Annotated in this window: 15 protein-coding genes; 14 read left to right on the top strand and 1 reads right to left on the bottom strand. The window is 36.3% G+C overall.

Going from position 1 to position 16,942, the window contains the following annotated elements:
• The first annotated feature begins 259 nt into the window (after positions 1–259).
• The 12 genes from pyrR to C7J90_RS07805 all read left to right on the top strand — a co-directional run bounded on the left by pyrR (position 260) and on the right by C7J90_RS07805 (position 13,768).
• Entirely contained in the window at positions 260–784 is a 525-nt protein-coding gene (gene pyrR / locus C7J90_RS07750) for a bifunctional pyr operon transcriptional regulator/uracil phosphoribosyltransferase PyrR (protein ID WP_103208753.1), read from the top strand.
• A gap of 179 nt (positions 785–963) precedes the next feature.
• Entirely contained in the window at positions 964–2,256 is a 1,293-nt protein-coding gene (locus C7J90_RS07755) for a uracil-xanthine permease family protein (protein WP_103208754.1), read from the top strand.
• A 22-nt stretch (positions 2,257–2,278) separates the two neighbouring features.
• On the top strand, positions 2,279–3,157 hold the full coding sequence (locus tag C7J90_RS07760; RefSeq protein ID WP_103208756.1) for an aspartate carbamoyltransferase catalytic subunit: 879 nt from the start codon (positions 2,279–2,281) through the stop codon (positions 3,155–3,157).
• Positions 3,158–3,172: 15 nt separating this feature from the next.
• Positions 3,173–4,447: a dihydroorotase gene (locus C7J90_RS07765; RefSeq protein ID WP_103208758.1), complete on the top strand. Its 1,275-nt coding sequence runs from the start codon at positions 3,173–3,175 to the stop codon at positions 4,445–4,447.
• The gene (locus tag C7J90_RS07770; RefSeq protein ID WP_103208759.1) at positions 4,447–5,547 is read left to right on the top strand and encodes a carbamoyl phosphate synthase small subunit; all 1,101 of its coding nucleotides are present in this window, start codon (positions 4,447–4,449) and stop codon (positions 5,545–5,547) included. Before C7J90_RS07765 ends, C7J90_RS07770 begins: the two co-directional genes overlap by 1 nt.
• On the top strand, positions 5,540–8,713 hold the full coding sequence (gene carB / locus C7J90_RS07775) for a carbamoyl-phosphate synthase large subunit (protein ID WP_103208761.1): 3,174 nt from the start codon (positions 5,540–5,542) through the stop codon (positions 8,711–8,713). The genes C7J90_RS07770 and carB overlap by 8 nt, the downstream gene beginning before the upstream one ends.
• A 13-nt stretch (positions 8,714–8,726) precedes the next feature.
• Complete coding sequence (locus tag C7J90_RS07780; RefSeq protein ID WP_103208763.1) at positions 8,727–9,491, top strand: dihydroorotate dehydrogenase electron transfer subunit; 765 nt, start codon at positions 8,727–8,729, stop codon at positions 9,489–9,491.
• Positions 9,488–10,405, top strand: coding sequence for a dihydroorotate dehydrogenase (locus C7J90_RS07785; protein ID WP_103208764.1), 918 nt, complete (start codon positions 9,488–9,490; stop codon positions 10,403–10,405). The genes C7J90_RS07780 and C7J90_RS07785 overlap by 4 nt, the downstream gene beginning before the upstream one ends.
• A gap of 3 nt (positions 10,406–10,408) precedes the next feature.
• The gene (pyrF, locus tag C7J90_RS07790; protein WP_103208766.1) at positions 10,409–11,107 is read left to right on the top strand and encodes an orotidine-5'-phosphate decarboxylase; all 699 of its coding nucleotides are present in this window, start codon (positions 10,409–10,411) and stop codon (positions 11,105–11,107) included.
• Positions 11,100–11,708 (top strand): orotate phosphoribosyltransferase, encoded by a 609-nt coding sequence (gene pyrE, locus C7J90_RS07795; RefSeq protein ID WP_103208768.1) that lies wholly within the window; start codon positions 11,100–11,102, stop codon positions 11,706–11,708. The genes pyrF and pyrE overlap by 8 nt, the downstream gene beginning before the upstream one ends.
• Before the next feature lie 391 nt (positions 11,709–12,099).
• A complete protein-coding gene (locus C7J90_RS07800) occupies positions 12,100–12,753 on the top strand; it encodes an HAD family hydrolase (protein WP_103208771.1) in 654 nt (217 codons plus the stop codon).
• 595 nt (positions 12,754–13,348) lie between these two features.
• Positions 13,349–13,768, top strand: a complete 420-nt coding sequence (locus C7J90_RS07805; RefSeq protein ID WP_103208772.1) for a VOC family protein — start codon at positions 13,349–13,351, stop codon at positions 13,766–13,768.
• A 65-nt stretch (positions 13,769–13,833) separates the two neighbouring features.
• On the opposite strand, the gene C7J90_RS07810 is transcribed toward C7J90_RS07805, so the two are convergent.
• Positions 13,834–15,543 carry an Rqc2 family fibronectin-binding protein gene (locus C7J90_RS07810; protein WP_103208774.1) on the bottom strand — a complete coding sequence of 570 codons (1,710 nt, stop codon included), beginning with the start codon at positions 15,541–15,543 and terminating at the stop codon, positions 13,834–13,836.
• Positions 15,544–15,702: 159 nt separating this feature from the next.
• Here C7J90_RS07810 and gmk point away from each other — a divergent pair, with 159 nt between their 5' ends.
• Both gmk and rpoZ read left to right on the top strand, forming a co-directional pair.
• The gene (gmk, locus tag C7J90_RS07815; RefSeq protein ID WP_103208775.1) at positions 15,703–16,326 is read left to right on the top strand and encodes a guanylate kinase; all 624 of its coding nucleotides are present in this window, start codon (positions 15,703–15,705) and stop codon (positions 16,324–16,326) included.
• Complete coding sequence (gene rpoZ, locus C7J90_RS07820) at positions 16,326–16,547, top strand: DNA-directed RNA polymerase subunit omega (RefSeq protein WP_103208777.1); 222 nt, start codon at positions 16,326–16,328, stop codon at positions 16,545–16,547. Before gmk ends, rpoZ begins: the two co-directional genes overlap by 1 nt.
• Positions 16,548–16,942 lie beyond the last annotated feature (395 nt).

Here is a 16,942-nt window from a genome sequence, read left to right on the forward strand (position 1 = left end):
TTGACATCTGGACTAAAAAGCGTTATGATATTAAGCAAGTTATAGATAATACAATGAATTGTCTTTAAAGAGGGTCCCGTGAGGCTCAGAAGATATGATATAAACGTGAAATAAATATGGGAGAAGTGTAGGCAATAGTCTATATCAATACCATTTATTTTGATGCAACTCATGTCTTCTAAAGACATGAGTTGTTTTGTTTGAGTATAGGTTTTGAAATATACTCTAGCTTAAATGAAATAGGTTAGGAGTGACAACTTTGGCTGAACGTGTCATTTTAGACGAATCTGCAATAAACAGAACATTAACACGTATTGCACATGAAATTCTAGAATATAACAAGGGCTCAAAAAATTTAGCACTATTAGGCATCAAAACACGTGGTGAATTTTTAGCTAAGCGCATTCAACACAAGATTCAACAAATTGAAGAAGTTGAAATTCCAACAGGTACAATTGACATCACACACTTCAGAGATGATATCGATGCACGTACCCAACATAACGCCAAAACTTTTGAAATCGATGCAGATATCAATAATCGGGTGGTCATTATTGTTGACGATGTTTTATATACGGGCCGTACAGTGAGAGCGTCACTAGATGCTATTTTACTACACAGTCGTCCACAAAAAATTGGACTCGCAACATTGGTTGATCGAGGACATCGAGAACTACCGATTCGTGCTGACTTTGTAGGAAAAAATATTCCAACATCTCATGAAGAATCAGTAGAAGTCTATTTAGAAGAAGTTGACAACCAAAACGCGGTTGTAATTAAGTAATACCTTTTAATTCAGTACGAGAGACTGACAAAGGTTGAACATAGTTGATACAAATCATGCGACGTGAGCATTAAAGGTGAGTTTTTAATGTGTTCGTGTACATTTGTATACATATATGTTGACTCAGTCTCTTAACTTTAAAGTTAAGGGACTTTTTTTATAGAGAAAGGACGTAGACAATGGAAAACGAGAAGATGTTTCAACGTACAGTACAACCTGTATTAGATGTTAATGAAAGACCGAATGCCGGACAATGGGCATTCTTGAGCATTCAGCATTTATTTGCAATGTTTGGAGCGACTGTCTTAGTGCCATTTTTAACTGGCTTACCGGTTTCATCTGCACTACTTGCATCTGGTATAGGGACATTATTATATATTTTAATTACAAAAGGTAAAATACCAGCATATTTAGGTTCAAGTTTTGCTTTTATTACACCGATTATCACAGGATTAAGTACAAACAGTTTAGGCGATATGCTTGTCGCTTTGTTTATGAGCGGTGTAATGTACGTGATGATAGGGATAGCAATTAAAGTAAGCGGAACAAATTGGTTAATGCATTTACTCCCTCCTGTTGTTGTAGGTCCAGTCATTATGGTTATCGGCTTAAGTTTAGCACCAACAGCTGTGAATATGGCGATGTTTGAAGATTCTGGTGCAATGAAAGGATACAACCTTACATACGTTGCGGTAGCTGCAATTACTTTATTTGTTACCTTGCTTGTACAAGGATTTGGAAAAGGTTTCTTTTCACTCATACCAGTCCTAATTGGTATTATCGTCGGTTATGTATCGGCAATTGTTCTGGGAATTGTAGATTTTAAGCCAGTAAAAGAAGCAGGATGGTTACAATTTCCTGATATTTATATTCCATTTGTCGATTATCATCCTTCGATACACATTGGTTTAATAGCAGTCATGCTTCCGATTGTTTTTGTAACAGTAAGTGAACATATTGGACATCAAATGGTCATTAATAAAATTGTAGGTCGTAATTTCTTCGAAGACCCAGGTTTACACCGTTCAATTATAGGAGACGGGGTGTCGACAATGTTTTCAAGTATTATCGGAGGGCCGCCAAGTACGACATATGGTGAAAACATTGGTGTACTTGCTATTACAAAAATTTACAGTATTTACGTGATTGGTGGCGCTGCTATCATAGCCATTATTTTAGGTTTTGTTGGTAAATTTACAGCACTGATTGCGTCAATACCGACACCGGTTATGGGAGGCGTGTCGATACTATTATTCGGTACTATTGCTGCGAGTGGTTTAAGAATGATTGTTGAAAGTCAAGTGAACTTTGCTAATAATCGTAATCTTGTAATCGCATCAGTCATATTAGTTATAGGAATTGGGAACATGATGCTTAATTTACATAACTTAGGCATCAATTTAACAATAGAAGGAATGGCACTATCTGCTACAGCGGGTATCATCCTAAATCTAGTATTACCTAAACGTTAAATCAATAGGAGGTCAAATTGTCATGCAAAATCTTGTCTCAATGGAAAAGCTATCTGTTGAAGAAATCAAACACCTTATTGAAAAAGCATCAAACTATAAAAATAATAAAGAAGTACCCAATTTGAAAGGTAAATATATCGCTAATCTTTTTTTCGAGAATTCAACACGTACGAAATGTAGTTTTGAAATGGCGCAACAACGACTAGATATGAAGTTGATTCAATTCGACACGGCTACATCTTCAGTTCAAAAGGGAGAATCATTATACGATACTTGTCGCACGCTTCAAAGTATCGGTTGCGATGCACTGGTGATAAGACATAGTGAAACCAATTACTACAATCAATTATTAGAGATGGGTATTCCAATTATTAATGCAGGGGATGGAAGTGGACAGCATCCGACCCAAAGTCTGTTAGATTTAATGACAATTTACGAAGAATTTGGTTATTTTGAAGGACTAAACATTGTCATTTGTGGCGATATTAAAAACTCAAGAGTGGCGAGAAGTAATTACCAGAGTTTGACAGCATTAGGCGCAAATGTATCATTTGTTGCACCGAAAATATGGCAAGATCATACGATGAATGGATCGTATGAAGCTTTAGACAGTGTGATTGATAAAGTAGATATAGTGATGTTGTTAAGAGTACAACACGAGCGACACGGGTTAGGCGAACAAAGTTTCGAGCGTAAAGAATACCACCATAAATATGGACTAACAAAAGAGCGTTATAATCGACTCAAAGATGATGCGATTATTATGCATCCGGCCCCAGTTAATAGGGGTGTTGAAATTGACGACAGTCTAGTTGAAGCGCCGAAGTCCCGTATCTTTAAGCAAATGGAAAATGGTGTTTATTTAAGAATGGCAGTCTTAACAGAAACGGTTTTACCATAAAAGGAGGTGTTTAGGATGAAATTAATACAAAATGCAAAAATGTTAGAAGCAGGACAACTTCAAAAAGTAGACGTTTTAATCGAAGGAAAAACAATAAAGCAAATTGCTGAAACGATTGAAGTAACTGAGGATATGCATGTAATAGATGCAAAAGGTTATTTTTTAGCACCGGGATTTATTGATGTACATGTTCACTTAAGAGAGCCAGGCGGCGAATATAAAGAAACTATCGAAACTGGAACAAAGGCAGCAGCACGTGGTGGATTTACGACTGTATGTCCTATGCCAAACACAAAACCAGTTCCAGATTCAAAAGAAAATATGGAGAAATTAAATCAACTTATTGCTGAAAATGCACAAGTGCGAGTTTTGCCTTATGCAGCTATCACAGTAAGACAAGCAGGTAAAGAGCATGTTGATTTTGAAGCATTAAATAGTGAAGGTGTGTTTGCTTTTACAGATGACGGTGTTGGCGTACAACAAGCGTCTATGATGTATGAAGCGATGCAAAAAGCACAAAAATTGAATAAAGCAATTGTAGCGCATTGTGAAGATAATAGTTTGATTTACGGAGGCGCGATGCACGAAGGGAAACGCAGTCAAGAATTGAATATCCCAGGTATTCCTAATATTTGTGAATCTGTTCAAATTGCACGAGATGTATTATTGAGTGAAGCGACAGGTTGTCATTACCATGTATGTCACGTTTCGACAAAAGAGAGTGTCCGTGTTATTCGAGATGCTAAAAGAGCGGGCATTCCAGTTACAGCTGAAGTTACACCGCATCACTTATTATTAACTGAAAATGATATTCCTGGTGATAATGCAATCTATAAAATGAATCCACCTTTAAGAAGTGAAGCGGATCGAGAAGCACTGATTGAAGGCTTACTAGACGGTACAATTGATTGTATTGCAACAGACCATGCACCACACGCTGCCGACGAGAAAGCGCAACCTATGACTCGAGCCCCATTTGGAATTGTAGGGAGCGAAACAGCATTTCCATTATTGTACACATATTTTGTGAAAAATGGAGATTGGTCACTACAACAATTAGTCGATTACTTAACAACAAAACCGGCTCAAACATTTAATTTGCCATATGGTCAATTGGTTGAGGGGGCGTTAGCAGATTTAACTTTAATTAATTTAGATGAAGAATATGAAATTAAAGCAGAAGATTTCCTTTCAAAAGGAACTAATACACCATTTATTGGGGAGAAAGTTTACGGCAATCCAGTGTTAACCTTAGTTGAAGGCGACATTCGTTATGAGGGGGCAAAATAATGTTTGAAAAGCGTTATCTCGTACTAGAAGATGGGAGTTACTATGTAGGATTTAAATTAGGATCCGATCAACTGACAAAAGGTGAGATCGTATTTACAACAGGGATGACAGGTTATCAGGAAACAATTTCAGATCCGTCTTTTACAGGACAAATTATCACATTTACGTATCCGTTAATCGGTAATTATGGCATTAATAGAGATGATTTTGAATCTTTAGTACCTACTTTAAATGGTGTTGTAGTTAAAGAAGCGTGCCAATTTCCAAGCAATTTCAGAGCGGAGATTTCTTTTGATGATGTGTTAAAAGAATATGATATACCTGGTATTAGTGGTGTCGATACGAGAAGTATTACAAAAAAAATTCGTCAACATGGCGTATTAAAAGCAGCATTTGTTGATAATGCGTCAGATATTGAATCAACAATTGAAACTTTAAAACATACAACATTTCCAAGAACTGAAGTACCGACTGTTTCAACTAAAACACCTTACGTATCAACAGGTTTTGATTTGAAAGTTGTATTAGTAGACTTTGGTAAAAAACAAAATATTGTACGAGAGTTGAACGCACGAGGGTGTGAAGTGACAGTTGTTCCTTATGATACTTCAGCAGCAGACATATTGAAAAGGAATCCAGACGGCGTGATGTTATCGAACGGTCCTGGAGATCCGGATGATGTTCAAGTAGCAGTTGAAATGATTAAAGGTATACTCGGGAAAGTGCCATTTTTTGGTATTTGTTTAGGGCATCAATTGTTTGCGCTGTCACAAGGTGCGAAATCATTCAAAATGAAATTTGGACATCGTGGAGCGAACCATCCTGTTAAAGATCTTGCTACGGGTAAAATTGCATTAACAAGTCAAAATCATGGCTATGCTATTGATGCAGCATCAGTTGAAAGTACAGATTTAGAAATTACACATATTGCTCTTAATGACGGTACAGTGGAAGGACTCAAGCACAAATATTTACCAGCTTTTTCTGTTCAATATCATCCAGAAGCATGTCCTGGTCCAACTGATTCAAATTATTTATTCGATCAATTTATTGAAATGATGAATGAAAATAAACAAAAGGAGCGCGTTACTCATGCCTAAAAGAAATGATATAGAGACGATACTGGTTATTGGATCTGGTCCTATTATTATTGGTCAAGCAGCTGAATTTGATTATGCAGGAACGCAAGCATGCCTTGCATTAAAAGAAGAAGGGTATCGCGTCATTCTTGTGAATTCAAATCCTGCAACAATTATGACGGATAAAGAAATTGCAGATAAAGTATACATTGAGCCACTAACACATGATTTTATTGCTCGAATCATACGTAAAGAGCAACCTGATGCATTATTGCCTACATTAGGTGGACAAACAGGATTGAATATGGCGATTGAATTACATGATAGTGGTGTACTTGAATCCAATAATGTGAAATTACTAGGTACCGAGTTATCTTCAATCAATCAAGCAGAAGACCGTGAATTATTCCGTTCGCTTATGAATGATCTCAATGTACCTGTACCTGAAAGTGATATTGTTAACACACTCGAACAAGCCTTTGCGTTTAAAAATCAAGTCGGCTATCCCTTAATTGTTCGTCCAGCTTTTACAATGGGCGGAACAGGTGGCGGAATATGTCATAATGATGAGGAACTCAAAGAAGTCGTTTCTAATGGTTTAAAGTATAGTCCAGCAACACAATGTCTTATCGAAAAATCGATTGCAGGTTACAAAGAAATTGAATATGAAGTGATGCGTGATCAAAATGATAATGCCATCGTAGTGTGTAACATGGAAAATATTGATCCAGTTGGCATTCACACTGGAGATTCAGTCGTCGTTGCACCGAGTCAAACATTATCAGATGTTGAATATCAAATGTTACGCGATGTCTCATTAAAGGTTATTCGTGCTTTGAAAATTGAAGGGGGTTGTAATGTACAACTTGCGTTAGACCCACATTCAATGCAGTATTATATTATCGAAGTGAATCCACGTGTTTCACGTTCATCTGCATTAGCGTCTAAAGCAACAGGTTATCCAATTGCGAAACTTGCTGCGAAAATTGCAGTCGGTTTAACATTAGATGAAATGAAAAACCCTGTTACAGGTACATCTTATGCAGCTTTTGAACCAAGCTTAGACTATATTGTTTCAAAAATCCCACGTTTTCCATTCGATAAGTTTGAAAAAGGTGAACGTGAGCTTGGAACACAAATGAAAGCAACAGGCGAAGTCATGTCTATAGGACGTACTTATGAAGAGTCATTGCTCAAAGCGATTCGTTCTCTTGAATATGGCGTGCATCATCTAGGTCTACCAAATGGCGAGTCATTTGATTTAGACTACATTAAAGAGCGTATTAATGCACAAGACGATGAACGATTATTCTTTATCGGTGAAGCGATTCGTCGTGGTGTAACACTCGAAGAAATACATGGAATGACGAAAATCGATTATTTCTTTTTAAATAAATTTAAAAACATCATTGATATGGAACATGCGCTTAAAGCGAACAAAGGTGATATTGACTATTTAAGATTTGCGAAACGATATGGATTTAGCGACCGTGTTATTGCACATCGCTTTGAAATGAGCGAAGCAGAAGTATATGATTTGCGACAAAAGCATGGTATCAATCCAGTATACAAAATGGTCGATACGTGTGCAGCTGAATTCGAGTCAGCAACACCGTATTACTATGGCACATATGAACAAGAAAATGAGTCGATTGTATCTGAAAAAGAAAAAATCATCGTACTGGGATCAGGCCCAATCCGTATCGGTCAAGGTGTAGAATTTGATTATGCGACTGTCCATGCAGTGTGGGCAATTCAAAATGCAGGCTACGAAGCAATCATAGTTAATAACAATCCTGAGACCGTATCAACAGACTTCTCTATATCAGACAAGCTATATTTTGAGCCATTAACTGAAGAAGATGTCATGAATATTATTAACTTGGAACAACCTAAAGGGGTAGTTGTGCAGTTTGGTGGTCAAACCGCAATTAATTTAGCTGATAAGTTAGCGAAATATGGTGTCAAAATTCTTGGAACATCATTAGAGGATTTAAATCGTGCAGAAGACCGTAAAGAATTTGAAGCATTATTAACTCAAATCAATGTTCCTCAACCTAAAGGACAAACAGCTACATCAGCAAAAGAAGCTTTAGACAATGCGCGTGATATCGGTTATCCGGTAGTTGTAAGACCGTCCTATGTACTTGGTGGTCGAGCAATGGAAATTGTATATAACGATGCAGAGCTTGAAAATTATATGAACGAAGCTGTTAAAGCAAGTCCAGAACATCCAGTATTAGTAGATCGTTATTTAACAGGTAAAGAAATCGAAGTGGATGCCATTAGTGATGGTGAAACAGTCATTATTCCAGGTATTATGGAACACATCGAGCGTGCGGGTGTGCACTCAGGGGACTCGATTGCAGTTTATCCACCACAATCGTTAACACCAGAAGAAATCGATACGTTAGAGTCATTTACAATTAAATTAGCTAAGGGATTAAATATTATAGGGTTAATCAATATTCAATTTGTCATTGCACATGATGGTGTGTATGTACTTGAAGTGAATCCGCGTTCAAGTCGAACAGTCCCATTTTTAAGTAAAATTACAGAAATTCAAATGGCACAATTAGCAATGCGTGCCATTATGGGTGAAAAGTTAGTCGATATGGGATTTGAAGAAGGTATTCAACCTTATCAAGAAGGGGTATTTGTTAAAGCACCTGTGTTTAGTTTTAACAAATTAAAAAATGTTGATATTACGCTTGGACCTGAAATGAAATCAACGGGTGAAGTGATGGGTAAAGATTTAACGTTAGAAAAAGCGCTATTCAAAGGGTTAACAGCTGCAGGGATGACAGTCAAAGATTACGGAACAGCACTTATTACAGTGAGTGATAAAGATAAAGAGGAAATCGTTAAAATAGCCAAACGATTAAATGAATTTGGATACAAAATTATTGCAACTTCTGGAACAGCACAAAAATTATCCGAACAAGGTATCAAAGTTGAAACAGTTGGTAAAATTGGTGGGCATGATGACTTACTCACAAAAATTCAAAATGGAGACGTTCAAATTGTTATTAATACAATGACAAAAGGGAAAACAATTGAACGAGATGGTTTCCAAATTAGACGTACTTCTGTTGAAGATGGTGTGCCATGTTTAACATCTTTAGATACAGCGAATGCATTAACAAATGTCATTGAGAGTATGACATTCTCTATGCGAAATATGTAGGAGGTATGAAGCGGTGGAAAAATTAACGGTCATTTCAAATGAAAAGATTGCAGATCGTATTTATGAATTGAAAGTGACTGGACCGGTTGTTGAACAGTTGAAGCAACCGGGGCAGTTTGTCCATATTAAAGCAGGACAAGGCTCTCTGCATATGTTACGACGTCCAATTTCAATATGTGAAATTAATACATCAGAAAAAAGTTTTACGATGCTTTTTCGTGCAGAAGGTGCAGGAACTGAAAAGATTGCTGCCCTTTCAAAAGGGGACGAAATCGATATTCTTGCACCATTAGGTAATGGTTTTCCTGTTGATAAGGCACAAAAAAAGGCATTGCTTGTTGGAGGCGGTATTGGTGTACCACCGCTTTATGAACTCTCAAAGCAACTGACAAAGCGCGGCATTGAAGTTGTCCACGTATTAGGATTTCGCTCTAAAAAAGATGTTTTTTATCAGGAACAATTTGAGGCATTAGGTCAGACATATATTGCGACAGAAGATGGTAGCCTAGGTGAAAAAGGCTTTGTGACGAATGTGATTGATCAATTACCTGTTGATTATGATATTTATTACACGTGTGGTCCAAAGCCAATGCTCAAAGCGCTTACACAGTTATATACTTTAAAAGATGTACCTGGATATATTTCTTTGGAAGAACGCATGGGATGTGGTGTTGGTGCATGTTATGCATGTGTGTGCCATGTGCCGAATAGTACCACTGATTACGTTAAAGTATGTACTGACGGACCAGTCTTTGAAAAAGGAGCGGTTGTATTATGAGTCGATTGAATATTGAGTTGCCAGGCTTATCACTCAAGAATCCAGTCATGCCTGCGAGTGGTTGTTTTGCATTCGGTGCTGAGTACAGTCAGTTCTATGACTTATCTGAACTTGGTGCCATCATGGTTAAAGCAGCAACGAAAGAGGCTCGATTTGGAAATGAAACACCACGCGTTGCTGAAACAGACAGCGGTATGATTAATGCTATCGGCCTTCAAAACCCAGGCGTACATCATATTATTGAACATGAGTTGAAAGCGTTAGAACAATATGATGTACCGATTATTGCGAATGTTGCTGGTTCAATTGAAGAAGATTATGTTTATGTTGCTGAGCATATTTCAAAAGCACCTAATGTTAAAGCGTTAGAACTGAATATTTCATGTCCAAATGTGAAAGAAGGCGGGATGCAGTTCGGTGTAGATCCACAAGTTGCAGCAGAATTGACGCGTAAAGTTAAAGCTGTTTCGTCAGTTCCTGTATACGTTAAACTTTCTCCTAACGTTACAAATATTGTCGAGATGGCAAAAGCAATAAGTCAGTACGCTGATGGACTAACAATGATTAATACACTTGTTGGGTTACGTATTGATGCCAATACGGGTCGTCCTATTATCCATAATGTTGTAGGAGGATTAAGTGGTCCAGCAATTAAACCTGTTGCCTTGAGAATGGTTTTTGAAGTGCGAAAAGCATTGCCGGAGATTCCAATCATTGCAATGGGTGGCATTCAAAATGAACAAGATGTGATTGATTTTATCTCAGTTGGTGCCGACGCAGTTGCAGTAGGAACAGCAAACTTCCAAAATCCTCTTGTCTGTAAAGAGATTATTGACTCATTACCAGAGCGTATGGATCAACTAGGCGTAACACATATTACAGAATTAAAATGCCGTACTCAGAAAGGACTGTAAATCATGAGAAAAGAACCCATCATCGCATTAGATTTTGCAAGTCAAGATGAAGTGATGTCGTTTTTACACCAATTTAATGAGCCATTATTTGTCAAAGTGGGAATGGAGCTCTTTTACCAAACAGGACCAGAGTTATTAAAATCAATTAAAGCACTTGGGCACGATATTTTCTTAGATCTTAAATTACATGATATTCCAAATACTGTAGGCAAAGCGATGGAAGGTTTAGCCAAACTTGACGTTGACTTAGTGAATGTGCATGCAGCTGGTGGTCAAGATATGATGAAGCGTGCAATTGAAGGGTTACACAAGCACAATCCACAGATAAAAATCATCGCTGTGACACAACTTACTTCTACGACAGAAGAACAATTACATGATGAGCAAAACATTCAGACAAGTATGGAAGAAGCGGTTTTAAATTATGCAGTCCTAGCACAAAAAGCAGGATTGCACGGCGTAGTTTGTTCACCTCTTGAGGCTAAAATCATTCAAGAGCAATGTGGGAAAAATTTCTTAAAAGTTACACCAGGTATACGTCCCAAAAATAGTGCAACACATGACCAAAAACGTATTACAACACCTGAAGATGCACAAAAATTAGGTTCTACCCACATTGTCGTAGGACGTCCTATTACGCAAAGTGACAATCCCGTTGACAGTTATCATCAAATCAAGGAAAGTTGGTTAAAGAATGGTTAAAGCAATTGCAAAAGCGTTATTAGATATTGAGGCAGTTTCATTATCTCCGAATGATATGTTTACTTGGAGTTCAGGCATTCAGTCACCTATTTATTGTGATAATCGAATTACTTTAGGATATCCCAAAGTGCGTGAGGCAATACGTGACGGTTTAATTGAGTTAATTCAATCAGAATATCCAGATGTTGAAGTGATATCAGGGACGGCTACTGCAGGTATTCCACATGCAGCATATATTTCTGACAAGATGAATTTACCAATGAATTATGTTCGTTCGAAAAGCAAAAGTCACGGCAAGCAGAATCAAATTGAAGGCGCAAATAGTCAAGGCAAAAAAGTCGTGGTTGTAGAAGATTTGATTTCGACAGGCGGATCATCTATTACGGCGATTGAAGCTTTACGTGCAGCTGGTGCGGAAGTTTTAGGTGTAGTTGCTATTTTCACATATGGATTGAAAAAGGCTGATATCGCATTTGAAGAAGTTAAGTCTCCATTTGTCACTTTAAGTCATTATGATGAATTAATTGAAGTTGCAGAACAAGAAGGCAAAGTCACTAAAGAAGATATTGATACGTTAGTGAATTGGCGTAATCAGTTATAAATAAGTCGGATTTGTCGTATTAGAGATATAAGGAGTTAGGCAATGTGTTGTTGCCTAACTTTTTCGGCATATAGCACTTGACTGTGAAAGTCCATTACAATATTGCTAGTAGGATTGTTAGTGTAAGTCAAGGGTGCATCGTGAAGTGGAATCTGGCGCCTCTAATGAAAGCGTTTTCTTTAAAGAGGATATGTACGACAAATGTTTTAGATACTGCAAGAAAGAGTTATTTTATGAATTGCTGAAATAGTGATGCAGATATAAAATCTGGTATTGCTGCAGGTATAGAAACTATAGGGGTTAATTGGTTTAGAGAGAATATTTTTAGCGTCGAACCAAAATATGTTTCATATCATATAAACGATATCATATATTAATTGGGGTGGGTTAATTGCGAGCAATTATTTTCGATATGGATGGCGTCATAGTAGATACTGAAAGTATAGACTATGATTTGCAAATAAAATATTTAAAATCAAAAAATTCAAAGCTGGAAAGTAAAGATTATAGTTACTTTTCTGAATTGATTGGCTTATCGTATACAAATCTTTTTTCAAAAATGGCTGAGTTTTTAAATCATACAGAAACTATAAAGTCGATCGAAAAAGAATACTCAGAACTTGAAGAGAAACATCATGCTCAAATATCATATAAAAGTTTATTTCGTGAAGACATTGTTCACTTATTAAGATGGTCTAAATCCAAAAATGTGAAATTGGCAGTTGTGTCTTCTTCGACAAAAAAACGTATTATAAATGTGTTGGAAGAATGTGAGATACTGGGATACTTTGATTTGATTATTAGTGGCGAAGATTTCACTGAATCGAAGCCAAATCCTGAGATATATTTGACGGCTTTAAAATGCTTAGGGTTAAAAAGTTCAGAAGTTATTGTCATAGAAGATTCTTATTATGGCATAGAGGCTTCTAAAAATGCACTTATTAAAACTATTGCCTATAAAGAACAGAGAATGCCCGTCAACCAAAGTAGAGCAGATTTTATTTTCGATAATATGAATGATATATTGTCATTTTTAAAAAATTAAAACAGGCTGGGATATAAATCCCAAAATAATTCGTATTGTCTGGCTCGCATTTCCTAGGGAATGGGTCGAGCCCCGGTCTCGACGCTCATCCTTTCCCTCAGGCGTCTTGCCAACAATACGACGTGATATACATGTAATTTTACATTAAAATGCTTTAAAAAAGACATTTTCGTATCATTGAATGAATCATCTCATTATAAGAAAACTTCGAGATATTTATGTCCCAGCCTGAATTTAAATGAATAATCTTTCTTGTGAATATAACATACCCTCATTGATGACTTCACTTATTTAGTTCAACAATACATTCCGATAGTACCATCACTATATCTTCATAGAAATGATTAGTACGATTCGGAATGCTACACTTCTAGTAATGTGTCCGTTTACATATCAAATTATCTTAAATACCATTTTAAAAAGAGCCATCCACCGACGATAATTAAAAGTAATACGAGTAGCGGGATGATTAGGTTCATACTTAACATGAAAATTCCTCCAAATATGATTTAACTTTATTGTAACCGGTTATAATAAGAAGTGAAAGAAAAATAGGTTTAAAATCGTAGTCATGTCAATTAGAGGAGGACACAAAATGAAATTACCTAAAATAACTACATTTTTGATGTTTAATGGTGATGCAGAAGAAGCGATACATTATTATACCTCATTATTTGAAGATAGTGATATATTAACGATGGTAAAGTATGATGATACGATACCTGAGCAGGCAGGTAAGGTTCAACATTCGATATTTACATTAAATGGACAAGTATTTATGGCTATTGATAATATGAATGGGACAAATATTGAAATGAATCCAGCTATGTCATTATTCGTTACTGTAAAAGACCAGTTTGAAATGGATACATTATACAACGGTTTAAAAGATGGTGGTGCAATATTGATGCCAAAAACAGAAATGCCACCTCAATACCGTGAATTTGCTTGGATTCAAGATCGGTTTGGTGTGAACTTTCAATTAGCCCTCCCAGAAAATAATAAGAAATCATAGGTACTAAATTCACAACACCCTCAATGTTGAATATCTGATTGAGGGTGTTTCGTTTTCTTAAATATTTAAGTTGTTACATTATTTTGGTGTAATGATTGGATTGTATCATAATTCGGTGTCACGTAAACGGTTTTTTGTTGCTCATATGTGACGAAACCAGGTTTAGCACCGCTCGGTTTGTGTACGTGTTTGATTAAAGTATAGTCTACTGGAATTTGACTGGATTGGCCTGCTTTAGAAAAGTAGGCCGCAATCATAGCCGCTTCTTGTATCGTTTGTTCCGATGGGTTTTCGTTTAGGATAACGACATGACTCCCCGGGATATCTTTTGTATGCAACCACAAATGTGATTTATGAGCACGTTTATGTGTTAAATAATCATTTTGCTTATTATTTTTGCCAACTAAAATGGTATCGTTGTCAGAGGATTGGTATGCCTGAAGTTGAATCTGTTGTTGCTTTTGTTTTTTGCGTTGCTTACGTTGTTTAATGAAGCCTTGATCTGCAAGTTCATCACGGATATCATCAATTTCATCGACTGTAATGTGTGACAATTGTTGATCGATACTTTCAAAATAACGAATATTTTCCTGAGTTAAATGAATTTGATGCTCAAGTTCACGTTCTCTTGTTTTCATACGATTGTATTGTTTGAAATAGTACTGCGCATTATCAGAAGGGGAACGTGTTGGATCTAATGGGATTGTGACAGTTTCGTTGTTGTAATAGTTCGTCGTTGTTAATTGAGCATCGCCCATTTTCAGTTGGTACATGTTTGCTGTAATAAGTTCGCCATACAATTGTTGTTGTTCTTTATCTTTAGTTCCCTCTAATTCTGAAATCAACTTAGTCAATTTGTTTTGATATTTTTGTAAATGTTGATGTACTAATTTCATTAAATCATTGGCACGTTGTTTGACGCGCTCTCTTTCACCACGTGCTTCATAAAAGCGATCCAAAAGCTGATGTAATGAATCATATTCAATGATATCATCATTAAATTGTTGTAACTTCATAAAGTAAAAATCTTCTTTACCCGTTTCATGATTTTTGTGAAAGACTGGTTCGACAGATTGTGCCGTTTCAGACATGACTTCATCATAGGCTTCAGGTAAAGTTTGAGTTGTCATGAAATGACGGCGAGAAACAATTTCTTTAGTGATTAACGGGGAAAAACCTTCGAATGTATTTAACAACTGACGGTCAATTTTACCAGCATTAAAATCAATATATTGAAGGACATCTTGACCTACTACTTGATAAGGATTGATTTTATTTTGAGTAGGTGGCGCTTCATATTGAAAACCGGGCATAACTGTTCGGTATTGGTTGGTATTCGGCGTTAAATGCTTAAAACCTTCGATGATTTTGTTTTGTTCATCGATTAAAATCAAATTACTATGTTTACCCATAATTTCTAGAATCACTGTGCGATGAATGGTATCTCCGAGTTCATCTTTACTTTCAACGTCAATTTCGATACGACGATCATTGTGAACTTGTCGAATTGCTCGAATTATACCGCCTTCTAAATGTTTACGAAATACGCGAGCGAACATGGGGGGCTCGAAAGGATTATCATATTTTTTTTCAGTAATATGAATTCTTGCAAAGTTAGGGTGAATAGATAGTAATAATTGATGATTTTTACGATTTTGACGAATCACCATAATAATCGTATCGTTTTCAGGTTGGTTAATTTTATGAATACGACCTGAAACGAGAGTTTGTAAATCTTCTACCATTTTTTTTGTAAAAACACCATCAAATGCCATGTATATCTGCCACCTTTAAAAATTTCATTTCTTTATTATAGCATGTGTTTAGAGGTGCGTCAGACATTAAGATTATCTTTATATACTCTATACAATTAGATCAAAACTATGGTAAGATATGTAAATAAATAGAAGAATAGTGAAGAAAGGTCGTAAGGCATGGACACTGAAAAAGGCTTACTTATTGTACTCTCAGGCCCCTCTGGTGTAGGTAAGGGCACTGTTAGAAAACGCATTTTTGATGATCCCACTACATCTTATAAATATTCAATATCAATGACAACCCGTCCGATGCGTGAAGGGGAACAAGATGGTGTGGATTACTTTTTTAAAACCCGCGAAGCATTCGAGCAACTCATTGAACAAGATGAATTTATAGAGTATGCAGAGTATGTTGGGAATTATTATGGGACACCAGTTCAATATGTTAAAGATACGATGCATGCTGGATATGATGTATTTTTAGAAATAGAGGTAGAAGGCGCGAAGCAAGTTCGTAAAAAGTTCCCTGATGCACTATTTATCTTTTTAGCACCGCCAAGTCTAGATCACTTAGAAGAACGCTTGATTGGACGTGGTACAGAAACTACCGAAAAAATTCAAAGTCGTATCAATGAAGCACGTAAAGAAGTGGAATTGATGAATTTATACGACTATGTTGTGGTGAATGATGAAGTAGATCTTGCCAAAAAGCGTATTCAATCAATTGTCGAAGCAGAGCATCTAAAAAGAGAACGCATTGAAGCAAAATACAGAAAAATGTTATTGGAGGCTAAAAAATAATGTTATACCCACCGTTACATGAATTACAAAATAAGGTGAATTCTAAATATTTAATCGCGACTACAGCAGCTAAACGTGCACGTGAAATCCAAGCAAATCCAGAGGCATTGTTACTTGATCAATATACGAGTAAAAAAACAGTAGGGCGTGCGCTTGAAGAAATCGCAGCTCAAAAAATAACGCCGTATGTTGATGAAAAAGCATTCAATCAAATTAACTAAAGTTCATGCTGTGAATAAGAATAAGTGTGTTTTTCAGTAGGGTGACGACCGTCGCCCTATTTTTTTTAGGCTCTCAGTTAAATTGGACTGGTCGCATTAAATTAAGGCGTTATGCAATAATGGATTGCTTAACTCCTTTTTTGTTGTGTGATCATAAAGTCTTGAACATTAATTTCTCTTTTAATACAACATAAACCAGTAAAATTGAGTTGGTAAAACATATTTTATAACGCTTAGGGGTGTGAATAAATATAGCACATTTGATTGATTCCTAAGTCGAGACTTCTGAGGCATCTAGAAAAGCGAGGCTTTATGGAACAATCAAATAAATGAAATTATTTATACACCAGTCCGATTTATTATAGAGCCTTTTTTATTGTATCATTTGAAGTGCG

Origin of the sequence: Staphylococcus felis, assembly GCF_003012915.1 — a bacterium.
GTDB classification, from domain to species: Bacteria; Bacillota; Bacilli; order Staphylococcales; family Staphylococcaceae; genus Staphylococcus; species Staphylococcus felis.